The organism is Cupriavidus sp. Agwp_2, assembly GCF_040784895.1.
GTDB lineage: Bacteria > Pseudomonadota > Gammaproteobacteria > Burkholderiales > Burkholderiaceae > Cupriavidus.
In genome coordinates this window covers 3,655,213-3,675,308 of sequence record NZ_CP088083.1, presented here as the reverse complement: position 1 = coordinate 3,675,308, position 20,096 = coordinate 3,655,213, and the positions used below count along the sequence as shown (strand labels likewise).

Sequence of the window (20,096 nt, the reverse complement as noted above, 5' to 3'; positions counted from 1 at the left end):
GGGGAGGCTCCGCGCGGACGGGAAAATCCCTTCGAGGGGTCAATTCGAAGGAACGGGTTCGGTCCAGGTGACAATCAAGGCGCATCGGATATCTGATATCCGCACACAGGCCACAAAGGCCACGCGCTAAAACGGTCTTCCTGGTGCTCCGGTCCAGCGGCATTTTTGCTGGATCGGAAAATCGGGTTACTGCAAGAAACGCTACAAAAAGGCTTTCTTCACCACGCCCCTTTAGGTCTGCACAGCAATCTTTGCTGGGGCGCCGCACCCAGATAGCGGGTGTGTCAATGCATTGTGGGGGAAACTCCCCGGCATGGCAGTAACAAAATGTATCGTTTTGCAAGAAGTTGAAAGCTGCTCGCGCCCCCATCCGCCGCGTTCGCCACATTTCCTCGTGCTGGCGTCATGTTCGCCGCTGTAACGTGCCTATACCGTATCATTCACGGGCTGTTTTCCGTGTTCGCTCTCGCACCATGACCGGTGTGGCGATTCGCGGTTACGATTCGATACGTCTGCCGCGCTGACCGGTTCCCGGTCAACGGAAGCGGTACGGTTTCCCCCGCTTATCCTGCAGTTGTCCAGCGGCTATCCAATAGTTATCCCAAGACTTATCCCGCAGTTGTTCACAGCCGGAGGCGTAATGCACCCAGAGATGCAGCCCGCGATACAAGCCATGCTGGCGATGAAGACCGTGGCGGTGGTCGGCCTGTCCGACCGCCCCGAGCGAGCCAGCCATGAAGTGGCGGAATTCCTGCAAGGCCATGGTTTCCGTATCGTGCCAGTGAATCCCCGCCACGCCGGGGAGCGCATCCTTGGCGAGACCTGCCACGCCAGCCTGCAGCAAGCTGCCGAGGCAATGGCCGCCAGCGGAGCACGCATCGAATGGGTCGACATCTTCCGTCGTGCCGAGGACACGCCAGGTGTGGTCGACGACGCCATCGCCATCGGCGCGCGCGGGGTCTGGCTGCAGCTTGGCATCGTCAATGACGAAGCCGTGCGCCGCGCCGCCGCCGCCGGACTACTGGCGGTCCAGGACTGCTGCAGCAAGATCGAGCTGACGCGCGCACTGGCGCGCTGAGCCGCGCCAGCGCTGGCCCGTTTTCGTTTTTACAAGCCCCCTTGCCGACCATGGCCATCGATCCCGAACTGCATGCCTATTACCGCCGCCTGGCCGAGCGCTATGCCGGCGTGCCGGCGCCCGCCGATGTCACCGCCCACCGGGCACGCTTTGCCGAGATCGCGGCAACTTCTCTGCTGCCGGACCCGGAAAGCATCGCCGTGCATGACCTGGCGATCCCGCTGGCAGGACGCACACTTGGTGCGCGGCTGTTCCGGCCGCAGGGCGAAGTCCCGCCGCGGCTGATCGTGTACTTCCATGGCGGCGGCTGGGTCATCGGCTCGTCGCAGACCCATCACACCGTAGCGGCGTTGCTCGCCGCGGATACCGGCTGCGCGGTGGCCAGCGTCGACTACCGGCTGGCGCCCGAGCATCCGTTCCCGGCGCCTTGCGAAGATGCCGTGGAAGCGGCGGCGTGGCTGGCAGGCCAGCGCCAGGCGCTGGGCCTGGCACCGGGTTTCCTCGCGCTGGCCGGTGACAGCGCGGGCGGCCACCTGGCGGCGCAGGCTGCACAGCAGCTCAACGGCGGCAACGCGGTGCGGGTCGATGCCCAACTGCTGATCTACCCGGTCACCGCGCCGGTACTGGCGACGGAAAGCTACCGCGCCTTTGCCGACGGCCCCGGCCTGACGCGCGACGAAATGGCCTGGTTCTGGAGCCAGTTCATCGGCGCCGACGCCCTCGCGCAAGGTGCGGCGCATGCCGACCCGCGCGTCCACCTGATGGCGGCGCCGCCGGTACGGCCGCCCGCGACGGTGATCCTGGTCGCGGCCCACGACGTGCTGCGAGACGACGGCCTGGCCTACGCCGACTTCCTGGTCCGCCACGACGCCCCGGTAATCACCATCGAGGCAAGCGGCATGACCCACGGCTTTGCCCGGCTACAGCCTGAAGCCGAGCGCGCGCGCGAGTGGATGCGGCGTGCCGCCGGTGCCTTTCGCGACCTGCTCGACGACGCCTGAGCGCACACACAAGCGCACGCCGAAGCGAACACCCAGGCGAACGCCCGAGCGCGCGTCAAAACGCCGGCGCGCGGCGCCCATCCCTTAGAATGGCGGTCTTACGAGGATGACCATGACCGCACTGCAGAACGATACCTTCCTGCGCGCGCTGCGCCGCCAGCCCACCGAATACACGCCGCTGTGGCTGATGCGCCAGGCTGGCCGCTACCTGCCCGAGTACAACGCCACGCGCGCGCGCGCCGGCAGCTTCCTGGGCCTGGCCAAGAACCCGGCCTACGCCACTGAGGTGACCCTGCAGCCGCTGGACCGCTATCCGCTGGACGCGGCCATCCTGTTCTCCGACATCCTGACCGTGCCCGACGCGATGGGCCTGGGCCTGTCGTTCGCACAGGGCGAAGGCCCGCGCTTTGCGCATCCGCTGCGCACGGAAGCTGACGTGCAGAAGCTGGCCGTGCCAGACATGTCCTCGCTGCAGTACGTGTTCGACGCCGTCAGCGAGATCCGCCGGGCGCTGGTGCAGGACGGCCGCCAGCGCGTGCCGCTGATCGGTTTTTCGGGCAGCCCGTGGACGCTGGCGTGCTACATGGTCGAAGGTGGCGGCTCGGACGACTTCCGTACGGTCAAGGCGATGATGTACGGCCGTCCGGACCTGATGCACCGCATCCTGGAGATCAACGCCGAAGCCGTGTCGGCGTACCTGAACGCCCAGATCGAGGCGGGCGCGCAGGCGGTGATGATCTTCGACACCTGGGGCGGTGCGCTCGCCGACGGCATGTACCAGACCTTCTCGCTGGCCTATATGCGCCGCGTGCTGGCCGGACTGAAGCGCGAGCACGCCGGCCAGCAGGTGCCGGCGATCGTTTTCACCAAGGGCGGCGGGCTGTGGCTCGAGGCGCTGGCCGATACCGGGGCCGATGCGATCGGGCTGGACTGGACCGTCAACCTGGCCGAGGCGCGCCGCCGTACCGGCGGACGCGTGGCCCTGCAGGGCAATATCGACCCCACGGTGCTGTTCGCGCCCGAGGCCGCGATCCGCGAGCAGGTGCGCGGCGTGCTGGACAGCTACGCGGCGACTGGCGGCAGCGACGGCCATGTGTTCAACCTTGGCCACGGCATCTCGCAGTTCACGCCGCCCGAGCATGTCACCGTGCTGGTCGACGAAGTGCACGCCTACAGCCGCAAGCTGCGCAGCGCGCAGAAGTGACCTGGGCGGTATGCGCCGTCGCAGACGATGCCGGCGGCGCCTCGCGCTGCAGCGAAACGCGCCGGCGCGTACCCGGTGCTGCGGGAGCCGCGCCGTTACACCTGTCAAGTTAACTTTTTCGCCGCCATTCGCCAAAAAGGTGCCCAGAGTTGATTGTCGGGGCTTGACTTATGCACACCGATAGGTTTGCCGCAGTGCAAGAGCGGGTTAGTCCCTAACCTATCTGGGGGACGTTTGCAAGGTCTTGATTATTAAGGCTTTGGAAGATTTGCAAAGCATGGACCGATGCCAGTGGATCCCTTGATTCGCGGGCCTTCCGGGCCCTCCGGCGCGACTTTTCAACAAAGTTATCCACAGGGGCGTTGGAATTAGTGGAAAACCAGTCATCTATCATCGACTTAGGGCCACATTTGAAGTTTTACTTTAAGTTGATGTTGCGCCGCACACAAAACCGCTCCCATTTGTTTTCACGTTGCCCGATGCACAGAGTCGGCGCAGGGGGCGTGCACCAGGAACGGCGCGATGGCGGACGATAGCGGCGCACTCGCCATATCCGCCTTATCCGCCGTAACGGCCGGCGATGCCTCGGCCGGCGATGCCAACGGACTTCCGATCGTCCGCGTCGCCCTGGACACGCCCGCCGACGATTGCTTCGATTACCTGGCCACACCCGACGTCGCGCCCGGTGACCTGGTCGTGGTGCCGTTTGGCCGCCGCAGCCTGGTCGGCGTGGCCGTGGAGCGCGCCGCCGCCTCCGATGTGCCCACCGACCGACTGCGCGCGGTGGCCCAGCGCCTGGACTGGATGCCGCCGCTGCCGCCCGACTGGATCGCACTGGCCGCCTTTGCCGCACGCTACTACCAGCGCCGCCTCGGCGAAGTCATGCTGCCGGCGCTACCCCCGGCGTTGCGCGAGCCCGACGGCTGGCCGGGCCTGGCGCAGCGTGCCCGTACCGACGAATACCGCCTGTTGCCTGAGCATGTGGATAACCTGCTGGCCGCCGTCCCGCCGCGGGCCCGCAGCGTGCGGGCGCTGGCGCAGGGGCTCGCCGAACGTGCTGCTACCGGCACGCCACTGGCATTGGCCGAGGCGCGCGCGCTGTGCGCGGCAGCGCCGGCGCGGCTGGCCGAATGGCAGGCAGCCGGCTGGGTCGAAGCCGATCGTACCGCCCGGCCGCTGCTGCCGACCGCTCCGGCGCAGCCGCCGTCCGCGGCCCCCGCCTTGCACAACGAGCAGCGCGCCGCGGTGCAGGCCATCACTGACGCGCAGGGTTTTGCCCCGTTCCTGCTGCACGGGGTTACCGGCAGCGGCAAGACCGAGGTCTACCTGCATGCGATGCAGGCCGTGCTGGAACGCGACCCGCACGCCCAGGTGCTGATGCTCGTGCCCGAAATCAACCTGACCCCGCAGTTGCAGGCGCGCATTGCCGCGCGTTTCCCGCACCTGCCGCTGGCCGTGCTGCACAGCGGCCTGGCCGACCAGGAGCGCAGCCTGCAGTGGCTGGCCGCGCACCGCGGCGAGGCCCGCATCGTGCTGGGTACGCGCATGGCGGTGATGGCGTCGCTGCCGGCACTGTCATTGATCGTGGTCGACGAGGAGCACGATACCTCCTACAAGCAGCAGGAAGGGCTGCGCTACTCGGCGCGGGACCTGGCGGTATGGCGCGCCAAGCAGCGCGGCATTGCGATTGTGCTCGGTTCGGCCACGCCCTCGATGGAAACGTGGTGGCGGGCAGGGCAGGGCACTTACCGCAAGCTGGTGTTGCGCGAGCGCGCCCAGGCCGATGCTGCGCTGCCGGTGGTCCGGCTGGTCGATCTGAACCATGAGCGGCAACGCCAGCGCGCGTTGTTCGAGGGGCTGTCGGTGCCGCTGCTGGAAGCCATCGACGCCCGGCTGGCGCGCGGCGAGCAGAGCCTGCTGTTCCTGAACCGCCGCGGCTATGCGCCGGTGATCGCCTGCGACAGCTGCGGCTGGCTGTCCGGCTGCCCGCGCTGCTCGGCGTACCTGGTGCTGCACCGGCCGGAGCGCCGCCTGCGCTGCCACCACTGCGGCCTGGAGTCGCCCGTGCCGCACCACTGCCCGGATTGCGGCAATGTCGATATCGCGCCGCTTGGCCGCGGCACCCAGCGCATCGAGGAGGCGCTGGCGTCGCGTTTTCCCCAGGCCCGCATCGCCCGCATCGACGCGGATTCCACCCGGCGCAAGGGCAGCGCGCAGGCGATGTTCGACGAAGTCCACGCCGGCGAAGTCGACATCCTGGTGGGCACCCAGATGGTCGCCAAGGGCCATGACTTTCAGCGCGTGACGCTGGTGGGGATCGTGCACCCGGACGCAGCCATGTTCAGCCACGATTTCCGCGCTGCCGAGCACCTGTTCGCATCGCTGATGCAGGTGGCGGGGCGCGCTGGCCGCGCCGGGCTGCCGGGCGAGGTGCTGATCCAGACTCGCTACCCGGACACGCCGGCATTGCAGGCGCTCACGCGCCATGACTATGATGGATTCGCTGCCAGCCAGTTGCGCGAGCGGCGCCAGGCCGGGTTGCCCCCGTTCTGCTTCCAGGTGCTGGTCACGACCGAACATGGCGAGCTGGACAGGGCGCTGCAGTTCCTGCAGGTGGCGCGGCGGCATGCGGAAACGTGTCAGCTGGCGGCCGAGGTGCAACTGCACGATCCGGTGCCGATGTCGATGGTGCGCATCGCCAACCGTGAACGTGCCCAGATGCTGGTCGAGGCGACGTCAAGGCCGGCGCTGCAACGGTTCGTGGCCGAGTGGGTACAGACTTTCGCAGAGGTAGGAACGGAGGCGAAGGGGGTGCGCTGGCAGCTGGAAATCGATCCGCTCCGGATCTGAGCCAACCGCCGGCGGAAGTATAGGTGCAACCCGCTTGTCAGGGTTAACTCTAGGGTTGCACTAGGTTGCACCTTTTGGTTTTTCGGGAGTAAGATCGCGCCAGCTCACAGGCTGCGGCCGGTCGTGCGTCCTGGCCTGCGTGGCATGGGCGCGGTAGCACCGGCGGCGCCCCCCAGTTTTTCGGAGAACTGCCCGCATGGCCACCACCACTCTCGGCGTCAAGCTCGACGACGCCTCGCGCGATCGCCTCAAGCGTGTCGCCCAATCCATCGACCGCACGCCGCACTGGCTGATCAAGCAGGCCATCTTCACCTACCTGGAACAGGTCGAGCGCGGGCACCTGCCGCACGAAACCAGCGCCGCCGGTTCGGCCGACGCCGATGGTGCCGACGCCTCCGACCTGGTCCCGGCCGACGGCGCTCCGCAGCCGTTCCTGGAATTCGCGCAGAGCATCCAGCCACAATCGGTGCTGCGTGCCGCCATCACCTCCGCCTACCGCCGCCCCGAGACGGATTGCGTGCCGGTGCTGCTGGAACAGGCGCGCCTGCCGCAGCAGCAGGCCGAAGCCGCCATCAAGATGGCCAAGACGCTGGCCATGCGGCTGCGCGAGCAGAAGGTCGGCACCGGCCGTGAAGGCCTGGTGCAGGGCCTGATCCAGGAATTCTCGCTGTCGTCGCAGGAAGGCGTGGCGCTGATGTGCCTGGCCGAGGCGTTGCTGCGCATCCCCGACAAGGCCACCCGCGACGCGCTGATCCGCGACAAGATCAGCGGCGCCAACTGGCAGTCGCACCTGGGCCAGAGCCCGTCGCTGTTCGTCAACGCCGCCACCTGGGGCCTGCTGCTGACCGGCAAGCTGGTCGCCACGCACACTGAATCGGGCCTGACCAAGGCACTCACGCGCATTATCGGCAAGGGCGGCGAGCCGCTGATCCGCAAGGGCGTGGACATGGCGATGCGCCTGATGGGCGAGCAGTTCGTCACCGGCGAGACCATCTCCGAGGCGCTCGCCAACGCGCGCAAGTACGAGGCGCAGGGCTTCCGCTACTCCTACGACATGCTCGGCGAAGCGGCCATGACCGAGGACGATGCCGTGCGCTACCTGGCTTCGTACGAGCAGGCCATCCACGCCATCGGCCAGGCCTCGCGCGGCCGCGGCATCTATGAAGGCCCGGGCATCTCGATCAAGCTGTCGGCGCTGCATCCGCGCTACAGCCGCGCCCAGCACGAGCGCGTGATCGGCGAGCTGTACGATCGCCTGAAGTCGCTGACGCTGCTGGCGCGCCAGTACGATATCGGCATCAATATCGACGCCGAGGAAGCCGACCGGCTGGAAATCTCGCTCGACCTGCTCGAACGCCTGTGCTTCGAGCCCGAGCTGGCCGGCTGGAACGGCATTGGCTTCGTGGTGCAGGGCTACCAGAAGCGCTGCCCGTTCGTGATCGACTACCTGATCGACCTGGCCCGCCGCAGCCGCCACCGCCTGATGATCCGCCTGGTCAAGGGCGCGTACTGGGACAGCGAGATCAAGCGCGCCCAGGTGGAAGGGCTGGAGGGATATCCGGTCTACACGCGCAAGGTCTACACCGATGTGTCGTACGTGGCGTGCGCGCGCAAGCTGCTGTCGGTGCCGGACGCGATTTATCCACAGTTCGCGACGCACAACGCGCATACCCTGTCGGCCATCTACCAGATCGCCGGCCACAGCTACTACCCCGGCCAGTATGAGTTCCAGTGCCTGCACGGCATGGGCGAGCCGCTGTACGACCAGGTGGTGGGCCCGACCGCCGACGGCAAGTTCAACCGCCCGTGCCGCATCTACGCGCCGGTCGGCACGCATGAAACGCTGCTGGCCTACCTGGTGCGCCGCCTGCTGGAAAACGGCGCCAACACCTCGTTCGTGAACCGCATCGCCGACGAGACCATCTCGCTTGACGAGCTGGTGGCCGACCCGGTAGCCGTGGTCGAGTCCATGCACCGCGACGAAGGCGGGCTGGGCCTGCCGCATCCGCGCATCCCGTCGCCGCGCACGCTGTACGGCAAGAGCCGTCCCAATTCGGCCGGCATCGACCTGGCCAACGAGCACCGCCTGGCTTCGCTGTCGTCGGCCCTGCTGGCGGGCACCAGCGAGCGCCATGTCGCCGAGCCGATGCTGGGCGCTGCGCCGGTCGCCGATTCGCCGCGCGCGGCCGACGCACTCACCACGCCGGTGCTGAACCCCGCCGACCACCGCGACGTGGTCGGCCAGGTCACCGAAGCCAGCCAGGCCGACGTCGACGCCGCCCTGCAGGCCGCCGTCAATGCCGCGCCGATCTGGCAGGCCACGCCGCCGGACGTGCGCGCCGCCGCGCTGGAACGCGCCGCCGACCTGATGGAAGCCCAGATGCAATCGCTGATGGGCATCATCATGCGCGAGGCCGGCAAGACCTTCTCCAACGCCATCGCCGAAGTGCGCGAGGCGGTGGACTTCCTGCGCTACTACGCCGCCGAGATCCGCCGCGGCTTCGACAATGAGACCCACCGCCCGCTGGGCCCGGTAGTCTGCATCAGCCCGTGGAACTTCCCGCTGGCGATCTTCACCGGCCAGGTGGCCGCGGCGCTTGCCGCCGGCAACCCGGTGCTGGCCAAGCCTGCCGAGCAGACCCCGCTGATCGCCGCCGCCGCAGTAAAGCTGCTGCGCGAAGCCGGCGTGCCGGCCGGCGCGGTGCAGCTGCTGCCGGGCCGCGGCGAGACCGTCGGTGCCGCGCTGGTGGGCGATCCCCGCGTCAAGGGCGTGATGTTCACCGGCTCGACCGAGGTCGCACGCATCCTGCAACGCAATGTCGCCGGCCGCCTCGACGCCGCCGGCCGCCCGATCCCGCTGATCGCCGAGACCGGCGGCCAGAACGCGATGATCGTCGACTCCTCGGCGCTGGCCGAGCAGGTGGTCGGCGACGTGGTCAACTCCGCCTTCGACTCGGCCGGCCAGCGCTGCTCGGCGCTGCGCGTGCTGTGCCTGCAGGAAGACGTGGCCGACCGCGTGCTGGAAATGCTCAAGGGCGCGATGCAGGAACTGACCATGGCCAACCCGGACCGCCTGTCGACCGACGTCGGCCCGGTGATCGACGAAGAGGCGCGTGCCAACATCGTGCGCCATATCGATGCCATGCGCGCCAAGGGCCGCCGCGTCCACCAGGCCGACCCCAACGCCGCGCAGGGCGCGAGCTGCCGCAACGGCACCTTCGTGCCGCCGACGCTGATCGAGCTGGACAGCATCGAGGAACTGAAGCGCGAGGTGTTCGGCCCGGTGCTGCACGTGGTGCGCTTCCCGCGCGCGGCGCTCGACACCATGGTCAGCCAGATCAACGGCACCAACTACGGCCTGACGCTGGGCATCCATACCCGCATCGACGAGACTATCTCGTTTATCGTCAGCCGCGCCCATGTGGGCAACCTGTACGTGAACCGCAATATCGTCGGCGCGGTCGTGGGCGTGCAGCCGTTCGGCGGCGAGGCGCTCTCGGGCACCGGCCCCAAGGCGGGCGGCCCGCTGTACCTGCACCGGCTGCTGTCGGTGTGCCCGCAGGATGCGGTGGCACGCAGCGTGCGCGCGGCCGACGTGACGAACCACGCCGAGACGGTCGGCCCGGACGACGAGGCCGTGCGCGCCGCCGAAGCCTTCCGCAACTGGGCCGGCACCGAGCTGCCCGCGGTGGCGGACGCCTGCGCCCGCTTTGCCGAGGCGACGCCCTCGGGCCTGGCGGTCACGCTGGCCGGCCCCACCGGCGAGCGCAACACCTACACGCTCTTGCCACGCGAACGCGTGCTGTGCCTGGCCGCGCAGGAAGCCGACCTGGCGCTGCAGCTGGGCGCCGTGCTGACCGTCGGCGCGCACGCCGTGTGGCCGGAAAACCCTGTTGCGCGAGGGCTGTTTGCCCGCCTGCCCAAGGGCGTACAATCGCGCGTCCGCATGGTGGCCGACTGGACTGCCGCGGACATCGCCATCGATGCGGTGCTGCACCACGGCGACTCCGACCAGCTGCGCACGGTGTGCGAGCAGGTGGCGGCGCGCCCCGGGCCGATAATCGGCGTGCAGGGCCTGGCCCAGGGCGAACCGAACGTGGCGCTCGACCGCCTGCTGATCGAACGCTCGCTGTCGGTCAACACCGCGGCCGCGGGCGGCAATGCAAGTTTGATGACGATCGGCTGAGGCATCCTCGGACGCGCGTCTTGTCGAAGCGCGCACCGGTGGCGGCGATCCTGCCCCGGCGCGCATACCAAGGAGGGCGCGGCACTGCCAGGCCGCGCCTCGAAAAATACGCCGCTCAGGGCGCCATACCGGCACCACCGCGGCACCACCGCGGCACCAGAGCGGTACCAATCGGGACCCAAGGAGATCTGATGAGCTCGACATTCCACAAGACGGCACTGACCGTTGCCCTGACCCTGGCTGGCGTGACCGCCGCCTCCGCCGCGTTCGCGCAGGCACAGGAAATCAAGCTGGGCTACGCCGGCCCGATGACCGGCGGCCAGGCCCAGTATGGCAAGGACATGCAGAACGGCATCGTCCTCGCGATCGAGGACATGAACGCCACCAAGCCCAAGATCGGCGGCAAGGAAGTCAAGTTCGTGCTGGTCTCCGAAGATGACCAGGCCGACCCCAAGACCGGCTCGGTGGTCGCGCAGAAGCTGGTCGACAACGGCATCCAGGGCATGCTCGGCCACTTCAACTCGGGCACGACCATCCCGGCGTCGATGGTGTACAGCCGCGCCGGCATTCCGCAGATCGCCATGGCGACCGCGCCGGAATACACCAAGCAGGGTTTCAAGACCACCTTCCGCATGATGACCTCCGACACCCAGCAGGGTTCGGTGATCGGTGCCTTCGTGGTGAAGAAGCTGGGCGCGAAGAACATCGCCATCGTCGATGACCGCACCGCCTACGGCCAAGGCCTGGCCGACGAGTTCGAGAAGGCCGCCAAGGCCGCCGGCGGCAAGGTCGTGCGCCGCGAGTTCACCAACGACAAGGCGGTGGACTTCAAGGCCGTGCTGACCAACATCAAGCGCAGCAACCCGGACATCATCTTCTACGGCGGCGCCGAGACCCAGTCCGCGCCGATGGCCAAGCAGGTCAAGGAACTGGGCATCAAGGCTCCGCTGGTGTCGGGCGAGATGTCCAAGACCGACAACTTCCTGAAGCTGGCCGGCCCCGCCGCCGAAGGCACCGTAGTGTCGCTGGCCGGCCTGCCGCTGGACCAGATGCCGGGCGGCGCCGCCTACGAGAAGAAGTACGAGAAGCGCTTTGGCTCCAAGGTGCAGACCTACTCGCCGTATTCGTACGATGGCGCCACCGCGCTGATGACCGCGATGGTCAAGGCCGGTTCGGCCGATCCGGCGCGCTACCTGCCGGTGCTGGCCGCGACCAGCATGCAGGGCGTGACCACCAAGACGCTGGCCTATGACGCCCGCGGCGACCTGAAGGACGGCGGCATCACCGTCTACAAGGTGGTGGGCGGCAAGTGGACCGTGCTGGAAACGGTTGGCGGCAAGTAAGCAGAAGCAAGCAGTCATAGCCTCGCCAGGCAAGGCGCCACCCTCGGGTGGCGTTTTGTTTTTTGGTGCAAAGGCTTAACAAAGCGGCTGCCGTGCCGATGGTTGTCCGAATGCGGATCGCCCTCATGGCGCATAATCCCGCACTCGCTTATCAAAATGCAGAAGGAGCAGTACGTGTCCGTGCAGGAAGTCAGCTACGACCACGCCATCGAGCTTGCCAACCGGGGCCGCTTTGCCGAAGCCCTGCAGATCGCCGACCAGCTTGCGCAGGCCCGGCCTGAGGTGGTCGATTTCGTCACGCTGCGCGCGCGGCTGCACTTCGACAACGGCGATGCCGCCGCGGCGCTTGCCGTGCTGGACGAGGCCCTCGCGCGCCTGGACAGCCTGCCGCTGCAGCCGCCGCACCGCTGGGCCTCGCGCGGCGTGATCGCGCACCGCTACGGAGCCATGCTGATGAGCCTGGGACGCGACGCCGAGGCGCGCCCGTGGCTGCACGAGGCCGCGCAGCGCAGCGGCCTGCTGTCGGGCGAATGGCCGGCGCATTTCCACGCCGGGCTGAGCGCGCTGCGCATGAACGACATGGCCGCCGCGGCGCGCTACTGGCATGACCTGATGTTCCGCAACCCCGACCTGGGTGCCGAGGACATCACGCCGCTGGTGCGTGACTACATTGCCCGCGCCGAGGCCGCCGGCGTGCCGGTGGAACCGCTGATGCGCGTTTGCCTGGGGCGCGTGGCGCTGGACAATCCGCACCTGCTGCAGCTTGATGCCGAGGCCGGCGACGCGCTCGCCGCCGACCAGGCCGCCCGCGTGCTGGCCGAGCATCCCGACCACCCCGAGGCGCGCCGGCTGCGCGCGCCGCTGCGTTGGGGCGTGGGCGACACGCAAGGCGCGCTCGACGACCTGACGGTCTACCTGCGCCAGGTGCCCGACCCGCAGGCACAGGTACGCGAACTGGCCTGGCGCCATCAACTGGCCAGGTCCGGCGCGCAGGATGCCGAGCGTGAGCCCTGGCTGCGCTTCGCCATCACCGACAAGTCCGACGACGGCGCCGCCTACTACCGCGCCGCGATGGCCCTGGGCGAGTTCATCGACGAAGTCCCCGCTGCCGAGGCGGCGCTGCGCCCCGCGCTGGTGGCGGCGTGCCGCCACGGCGTGAGGTGCTACGACCAGTACTTCGCCACGGGCCAGGGCGATGCCGCCGGGCACGGCGGCAATGCCGATCCGCACGTGTATTCCTTGCTGTGCCGCCTGCTGGCGCGCAGCCTGCCCGCCGATGCCGCGCACCTGGAAGAACGCATCGCGCTGCACCGCCAGGGCATGGCCGCCAGCGAGTTCATCGACCACTGGATCGACCTGCTCGATTGCCATGCCGGCGCGGGCCAGCATGGCAAGGTGGTCGAGCTGGCTGGCGAAGTGCTCAACCGCTATCCGCTCGAGCGCAACCCGGCCGACGTCACCTGGGCCTTCAGCCGCCTGATCGCGGCGTGGAAAGCCATGGGCGGCGCCGAACCGGCCGAGGCCGCACGGGCCGCGATGGCGCACATGGACGCCCGCCTGGATGCACTGCCGGTCGAGGCACGCAGCGAGGCCGCGCATCCGATGGCGCACGCGCGCGCGCACTTTGCCGCGCTGCTGCAGGCGCAGATGGCGCGCATGGACGAGCATGACCGTGCCGACGCGCTCGCCGAGATCGAGGCCCAGCAGCGCCGCGCGCTGCTGGTCGAGGATGCCTGGCTGTTCAACCGCTTCGGCCTGCTGTGGCGCGAACTGGGCGACACGGAGCGCGCGCTGCCAATGTTCGAGCGGGCGGTCGCGCTGACCGAAGGCGATCCTGAGGACCAGGCCGGTCCGCGAGTGCAGCGCGGACTGGTCCATAACGCCGCGCGGCGCCACGACGCGGCCATGGCAGACTTCACCGCGGCCTTTGCCGTGCGTGACGACTGGGACGCGGAGGTATGCCTGCGTGTGGTGGAGTCGGCGCTCGGGCTGCAGCAGCGCGAGACCGCGCTGGCCTACTTCGACAAGGCACGCGCCCGCGGCGCCGCGCAGGGCGTTACGCGCACTTTGTACGCGCAGGTAGAGACGGCGCTGAAATCAACTCGCCCGCGCTGGAAAGTCTGGGGCGTCTGAAGCGCCTCACGGGCACGCGGCCGCATCGGGTTCCTCGTAAAATGTAAAAAACGCCATCCGGGAGATGGCGTTTTTTACATGAAGTTGACCGAAGTTCTTTGTGCGTTTGGTGCGGTGTCGGACAATCACTGACATGGATTGTGAAGTGCTTACATTACCATGTCGACCATGAACGGACTGAGCCAACTTTTTCCAACACTCCCCCTCGCCCCAGGCGGCCTGTTCTGGGTCGGGCTGGCGCTCGTAGGCGCCGGCCTCGCGGGCGAGGTAAGCCGCCGCTGGCTGCGCTGCCCGCGCATCGTGGGCTATGCCGTCGCGGGGCTGTTCGCCGGCATGCTCGGGCGCGGCATCGTCGACCAGAACATGATCAACCAGACCCGTATCCTGATCGATATGGCGCTGGCACTGGCCCTGTTCGAACTCGGGCACCGGCTGTCGCTCACCTGGTTGCGCGCCAACCGCTGGCTGCTGCTGACCAGCGCCTTCGAAAGCCTGCTCACCTGGGGCCTGGTTGCCGCGGTGCTGCAATGGATCGGCGCCTCGCCGGGCGTGGCGATCCTGGCGGGCGGCATTGCCGTCAGCACCTCGCCCACCATCGTGCTGCAGCTCAAGAATGAACTGCGTGCCGAGGGCCAGGTCACCGAGCGGCTGATGGCAATGGCGGCGCTGAACAGCATCTACGCCGCCGCGATCGTGCAGCTGACCACCGGCTGGCTGCACTCCGAATACGGCAACCTGGGCGCCGCGCTGCTGCACCCGCTCTACCTGCTGGTGGGTTCGTGCCTGCTGGCATGGGTGGTGGGCAAGGTCGGCCACGTGATCTATGAGCGCATGTCGGCCGATGACCACTACAGCTTCCTGGTGCTGGTCGGCCTGGTGCTGTTCACGCTGGCGCTGACCCGGGTACTAAAATTGTCGATGCCGCTGACGCTGCTGCTGGCCGGTGTGGTGTTCAAGCACCAGGACAGCCAGCCGCATGTCTGGCCGCCGCACTTCGGCAGCGCCGGCAGCTTGCTGATTATCGTCATGGTGGTGTCGCTGGGTCTGCCGCTGACCGCGCACGACTGGGCCGTGGGTGGTGCATATGCCGTCGTGCTGGTGCTGCTGCGCCACCTCGCCAAGTTTGCCGGCGTGGTGTCGCTGGGATCGTTTTCGGGCCTGAGCATGCGCCAGTGCATGGCACTGGGGGTGGCGCTGGCGCCGATGTCGGGGCTGGCCTACCTGCTGATGAGTGACGTCGCGCGCATCTACCCCGGCACCGGACAGCCGCTGGCCGCCATCATCCTGTGCGCGCTGGCGATCGAACAACTGCTCGGCCCGGTGATGGCAGCGTGGGCGCTGCGCTTCGCCGGCGAATCGCGGGCTAATGGAGGAGGGCGCTGATGTCGCTCGAACCGTTCAAGCAATCCGAAGCATTGACCTTCGGCGTGGAGCTGGAGCTGCAGCTGGTCAACCGGCACGACTATGACCTGGCGCCGTTCGCGCCCGACCTGCTGCGCGCGCTCAAGGGCGCCGAGCATGCCGGCGACATCAAGCCGGAGATCAGCCCGTCGATGATCGAGATCAGCACGGGCATCTGCCACAGCTACCAGCAGGCGCTGGACGAGCTGACCACCATGCGCGACCTGATGGTGGCGGCCTCGCGCTCGCTCAACCTGGGCATTTCCGGCGGCGGCACGCACCCGTTCATGCAGTGGTCCGACCGCACCATCTCGGACTCGCCGCGCTACCAGTACATCTCCGAGCTGTACGGCTACCTGGCCAAGCAGTTCACCGTGTTCGGCCAGCACGTGCATATCGGCTGCCCGAGCGCGGACGAGTCACTGTTCCTGTTGCACGCCATCGGCCGCTACGTGCCGCACTTCGTCGCGCTGGCGGCGTCGTCGCCGTACGTGCAGGGCGTCGATACCGGCTTTGCCTCGGCGCGGCTGAACTCCGTCGCGGCCTTCCCGATGAGCGGGCGCGCGCCGTTCCTGCTGACGTGGGATGCCTTCACCGCGTACTTCGAGAAGATGCGCAATACGGGCGTGATCGAAAGCATGAAGGACTTCTACTGGGATATCCGGCCCAAGCCGGAATTCGGCACCATCGAAGTCCGCGTGATGGACACGCCGCTGACGGTGCAGCGTGCCTGCGATATCGCCGCCTATATCCAGATGCTGGCGCGCTACCTGCTGCTGTCGCGCCCGTTCATGCCACAGGAAGACGATTACCTGGTGTACACCTTCAACCGCTTCCAGGCGTGCCGCTTCGGGCTGGATGGCGAATACGTGCATCCCAACGAGCTGACGCGCATGCCTGTCGCCGACCACATCCTGTCGATCTGCGATGCGCTGGTGCCGCATGCCGAGGCGCTCGGTTCGCTGCCGGCGCTGGCCAATATCCGCGCGCTGGCCGAGCGCCGCGACGGCGATGCCGAATGGCTGCGCCAGACAGATGCCGACGCGCGCAGCCAGCGCGAGACCGTGCGCAAGGCGTGCGATCGGTGGGCGACTTAACGCCGCCATCCGCTCACTTCACGCCTCGCTTCACTCGTCGCTTCACTCCTCACTTCGCGCCTCAACGTGCCGGAGCGGCGGATGCCGATGCGCGGACCGCACGTGCCCGGCCGCGCACGGCGGATCAGCGGGACGGCGGCGGCGCCAGCAGGAACCCGACCGCATTGCGCCACCACGCTTCGTCGACGTAGCCGGTCCAGTCGTTATGCCCGGCATGGGCGATCACGGCCAGGCGGCGGGGTTCGTCCAGCGCTTCATAGAGCGCCTTGCCGAAGCGCGCCGGCACGATGTTGTCGCGCTCGGCCACCACCACCATAACCGGGCGCCCCAGGCCGGCCAGGTTGGCCACGCTGTCATAGCGGTCGCGCAGCAGCCATCCGGTTGGCAGCCACGCGTAGTGGTGCGAGGCGATGTTCGCCAGCTTGTCCCATGGCGTGAGCAGCAGCACCGCGGCGATGTTCTCGCGCTGGCGCGCGGCGGCGGCAGCGGCGACGCCGGCGCCGAGCGATTCGCCGACCAGCAGCAGCGGGCCGTCGAACTGGCGGCGGGCGAGCGCAATAATCTGCTCGGCATCGTCGACGAAGCTGCGCTCGCCAAGCGCGCCATCGCGCGGACCATAGCCGGGATATTCGGCCAGGATCACGCGGATTCCCAGCCGCGTCAGCACGCTGGCGTAGTAGCCGCGATGGCCGGCGTGCCCGGCATTGCCGTGAAAGACAATGGCGGTCGCGCGCACAGGCCCATGCGGCTCGGCCAGGAGGCCGCGAAAATCATCCGGGCCCGGCCACGCCCGCAAGCCGGGCACGACCATATCGTCGACCGAGGCCCTGTCGGGAAAGTAGAGAAAGCGATCCTGCAGCATCAGGATGGCTCCAAGCAGCACCACGCCGGCCAGCAGCCAGCGCAGCAGGCGGCGCGACGGCGCGGACCGTGCCGCAGGTGGCGCGGTCGCAGCCATGGCATGCCGACTAGGCGCCGGCGACCACCGGTTCGCACCGCACTTCGGTCCGGACCGAGTTGGCGATAAAGCAGGCATCGTGCGCGGCATGGTGCAGGCGCTCCAGCTCGTCGCGGGTGGGTTCGCGCGCGCCGGAGAAGGTGACCTGGGGGCGCAAGGTCACCACCGTCATCGCCATCTGGCCCTCGCGGTTCTTTTCCATCACGCCAGTGGCGGCATCGACATAGCGGTCGACGACAAAGCGCTGCTTCGCCGCCAGCGACAGGAACCACAGCATGTGGCAGCTCGACAGCGACGCTATGAACATCTCTTCCGGATCGACCGCGCTGGCATCCGACATCGGCAACGGCACCACATGGGGCGACGACGAACCCGGAACCTCTGCGCCGCCGTCGAAACGCAGTACATGCCTGCGGCTGTAGCGGTTGCCGGAGAAATCCTGCCCGTCGCGTTGCCACAGGACTTCGGCGGTATATACGGACATGCGCTGACTCCTAACGTTGAGAATGCTTCAGGCGCCGTGCGGCACGCTTTCGCCGTCGCGCAGGCCCAGGCGCTGGTTGGCCGGCACCGCGATATCGATCAGCTTGGGCCGCGGCAGGTTCAGGTTGCGCATCATCTCGATGAACTCCTCGCGCGTGCGGCCGGAAACACGGCTGTTGTGCGCGCGCTCCTGGCCGATGGTGGAGGAGGTCTGGCCCTTGTAGTCGTGCGCGGGGTAGACCCGGGTGTCGTCGGGCAGCGCGAAGAGCTTGCGGGTAAGGCTGTCGTAAAGCGTGCCGGCGTCGCCCGACTGGAAATCGGTGCGGCCGCAGCCGTCGATCAGCAAGGCATCGCCGGTGAAGACGCGCCGCACGATGCCGTCGGGCGTGGGCTCTTCCCACAGATAGCTCATGCTGCCAGCGGTGTGTCCGGGCGTATGGATCGCGCGCAGCACCTGCTTGCCGAATGCGACAGTGTCGTTATCGATCAGCTGCTTTTGCGCGGGCTTGATATCGCAGCCCGATGGCGCCGCGGTGTGGGCGCCGGTCTGCATGGCGAGATGGCCGGCGGAGGTGATGTGGTCGGCGTGGGCGTGGGTTTCGATGACCCAGGCCAGGTGTGCACCAGTATCCTTCACCAGCGCCAGGTCGCGTTCGAGTTGGTGGTCGACGGGGTCGATCAGCAGCGCGTCGTTCGTTTCCGCGTCGATCAGCAGGTAGGTGAAGGTGGACGAGGTATCGTCAAAGAGCTGGTGGAAGGTCTGCATGGCGGGCCCTCTTGTTCTGCAGTCGGGGAACGCCGCCATGATACGCCGCAATGGGTGCCCATTGGGTGCGCAATGTGCGCCTCCTGGCGCCTCTCACATGTTTATGGGAGGTCAGCACTCCACGATATTCACGGCCAGCCCGCCGCGCGCCGTTTCCTTGTATTTCGTCTTCATGTCGGCGCCGGTCTCGCGCATGGTCTTGATCACCGAATCGAGCGATACGTAGTGCGTGCCGTCGCCGCGCAGCGCCATGCGCGCCGCGTTGACGGCCTTGACCGAGGCCATCGCATTGCGCTCGATGCACGGGATCTGCACCAGCCCACCGACCGGGTCGCAGGTCAGGCCGAGGTTGTGCTCCATGCCGATCTCGGCTGCGTTCTCCACTTGCGCCGGGCTGCCGCCCTGTACCGCGGCGAGCGCGCCGGCCGCCATCGAGCAGGCCACGCCGACCTCGCCCTGGCAGCCGACTTCGGCGCCGGAGATCGATGCGTTGAGCTTGTACAGCAGACCGATCGCGCCCGCGGTCAGCAGGAAGTCGACCACGCCCTGCTTGTTCGCGCCCGGCACGAAGCGGTCGTAGTAATGCAGCACGGCGGGAATGATGCCGGCCGCGCCATTGGTCGGCGCGGTCACCACGCGCCCGCCGGCCGCGTTCTCTTCATTGACGGCAATGGCGTACAGGTTGACCCAGTCCATGACCGACAGCGGATCCGACAACGTGCGTTCGGCGCGCTCGGTCAGGCTGCGGAACAGCTCGGGCGCACGCCGCTTGACTTTAAAGGGCCCCGGCAGTTCGCCATCGGTGCGGCAGCCGCGCGCGACGCAGGCCTGCATCACGTCCCAGATATGCAGCAGGCCGTCGAAGACCTCTTGCTCGCTGCGCCAGGTCAGTTCGTTTTCCAGCATCAGGCGCGCGATGCTCTTGCCGCTGGCCTGTGCCATCTCCAGCATGTCCTTGCCGCTGCGGAACGGATGCGGCAATTGCTGCGCGGCGGCAAGCACCTGCGTATTGGGTGCGCCCGCGGTGACCACGAAGCCGCCGCCCACCGACAGGTAGCGCGCTTCGCGCAGGCTGGCGCCGCCGCTGTCGAAGGCATGGAACTTCATGCCGTTGGGATGCTCGGCCAGTGCCTCGCGCCGGTAGAAGGCGATGTGTTCCTTTTCCACGAACGGCACGATATGGCGGCCCAGCAGCGAAAGCTCGCGGCTCTTGCGCAACGCCGCGAGGCGTGTGTCGATGGAATCGGGATCGATGGTGTCGGGCGACTCGCCCATCAGGCCGAGCATCACGCCCTTGTCGGTGCCATGGCCCTTGCCAGTGGCGCCGAGCGAGCCATACAGCTCGACCCGTACGCTGGCCACCTGAGGCAGCAGGCCATCGCGCTCCAGCCCCTGCGCGAACATCAGGGCCGCGCGCATCGGGCCCACGGTATGCGAGCTCGACGGGCCGATGCCCACCTTGAACAGATCGAAGACGCTGACTGCCACGGAATGTCTCCAGCAATGGGGGTGGCCCTGCAGAGGCTCTTGTTAGGCGGTCGAAGTGGCGAAGGCGGGCGCCGCGCAGGCGGGCCCGCTGCCTTGAGCATAGTGCGT

The 20,096-nt window shown here is 67.9% G+C and carries 13 protein-coding genes; 9 read left to right on the top strand and 4 right to left on the bottom strand.

Features of this window, described 5'->3' with window-relative positions:
* Window positions 1–640: 640 nt before the first annotated feature.
* The 9 genes from LPA45_RS17230 (at window position 641) to LPA45_RS17190 (ending at window position 16,293) form a co-directional block, all read left to right on the top strand.
* Window positions 641–1,078: a CoA-binding protein gene (locus LPA45_RS17230; RefSeq protein ID WP_317923448.1), complete on the top strand. Its 438-nt coding sequence runs from the start codon at window positions 641–643 to the stop codon at window positions 1,076–1,078.
* Between the two features lie 50 nt (window positions 1,079–1,128).
* Window positions 1,129–2,079 carry an alpha/beta hydrolase gene (locus LPA45_RS17225; protein WP_367394668.1) on the top strand — a complete coding sequence of 317 codons (951 nt, stop codon included), beginning with the start codon at window positions 1,129–1,131 and terminating at the stop codon, window positions 2,077–2,079.
* 112 nt (window positions 2,080–2,191) lie between these two features.
* Window positions 2,192–3,283, top strand: a complete 1,092-nt coding sequence (gene hemE, locus LPA45_RS17220; protein WP_317923452.1) for a uroporphyrinogen decarboxylase — start codon at window positions 2,192–2,194, stop codon at window positions 3,281–3,283.
* Between the two features lie 522 nt (window positions 3,284–3,805).
* Window positions 3,806–6,133, top strand: coding sequence for a primosomal protein N' (locus LPA45_RS17215; RefSeq protein WP_233528153.1), 2,328 nt, complete (start codon window positions 3,806–3,808; stop codon window positions 6,131–6,133).
* Between the two features lie 196 nt (window positions 6,134–6,329).
* Complete coding sequence (putA, locus tag LPA45_RS17210) at window positions 6,330–10,319, top strand: trifunctional transcriptional regulator/proline dehydrogenase/L-glutamate gamma-semialdehyde dehydrogenase (RefSeq protein WP_367394667.1); 3,990 nt, start codon at window positions 6,330–6,332, stop codon at window positions 10,317–10,319.
* Between the two features lie 191 nt (window positions 10,320–10,510).
* Window positions 10,511–11,662 carry a branched-chain amino acid ABC transporter substrate-binding protein gene (locus LPA45_RS17205; RefSeq protein ID WP_367394666.1) on the top strand — a complete coding sequence of 384 codons (1,152 nt, stop codon included), beginning with the start codon at window positions 10,511–10,513 and terminating at the stop codon, window positions 11,660–11,662.
* A 174-nt stretch (window positions 11,663–11,836) separates the two neighbouring features.
* Window positions 11,837–13,795 carry a tetratricopeptide repeat protein gene (locus LPA45_RS17200; RefSeq protein ID WP_116320139.1) on the top strand — a complete coding sequence of 653 codons (1,959 nt, stop codon included), beginning with the start codon at window positions 11,837–11,839 and terminating at the stop codon, window positions 13,793–13,795.
* A 159-nt stretch (window positions 13,796–13,954) separates the two neighbouring features.
* Window positions 13,955–15,178, top strand: a complete 1,224-nt coding sequence (locus LPA45_RS17195) for a cation:proton antiporter (RefSeq protein WP_199414599.1) — start codon at window positions 13,955–13,957, stop codon at window positions 15,176–15,178.
* The gene (locus LPA45_RS17190) at window positions 15,178–16,293 is read left to right on the top strand and encodes a YbdK family carboxylate-amine ligase (protein WP_116320005.1); all 1,116 of its coding nucleotides are present in this window, start codon (window positions 15,178–15,180) and stop codon (window positions 16,291–16,293) included. Before LPA45_RS17195 ends, LPA45_RS17190 begins: the two co-directional genes overlap by 1 nt.
* Window positions 16,294–16,417: 124 nt before the next feature.
* Here the strand turns inward: LPA45_RS17190 and LPA45_RS17185 are convergent, their stop codons facing one another.
* The 4 genes from LPA45_RS17185 to LPA45_RS17170 form a co-directional block, all read right to left on the bottom strand.
* Window positions 16,418–17,251: an alpha/beta hydrolase gene (locus LPA45_RS17185; protein WP_367394665.1), complete on the bottom strand. Its 834-nt coding sequence runs from the start codon at window positions 17,249–17,251 to the stop codon at window positions 16,418–16,420.
* 10 nt (window positions 17,252–17,261) lie between these two features.
* Entirely contained in the window at window positions 17,262–17,735 is a 474-nt protein-coding gene (locus tag LPA45_RS17180) for an OsmC family protein (RefSeq protein WP_116320003.1), read from the bottom strand.
* A 27-nt stretch (window positions 17,736–17,762) separates the two neighbouring features.
* Window positions 17,763–18,500 (bottom strand): MBL fold metallo-hydrolase, encoded by a 738-nt coding sequence (locus LPA45_RS17175; protein WP_116320002.1) that lies wholly within the window; start codon window positions 18,498–18,500, stop codon window positions 17,763–17,765.
* 111 nt (window positions 18,501–18,611) lie between these two features.
* The gene (locus tag LPA45_RS17170; RefSeq protein ID WP_116320001.1) at window positions 18,612–19,988 is read right to left on the bottom strand and encodes an L-serine ammonia-lyase; all 1,377 of its coding nucleotides are present in this window, start codon (window positions 19,986–19,988) and stop codon (window positions 18,612–18,614) included.
* Between the last annotated feature and the right edge of the window lie 108 nt (window positions 19,989–20,096).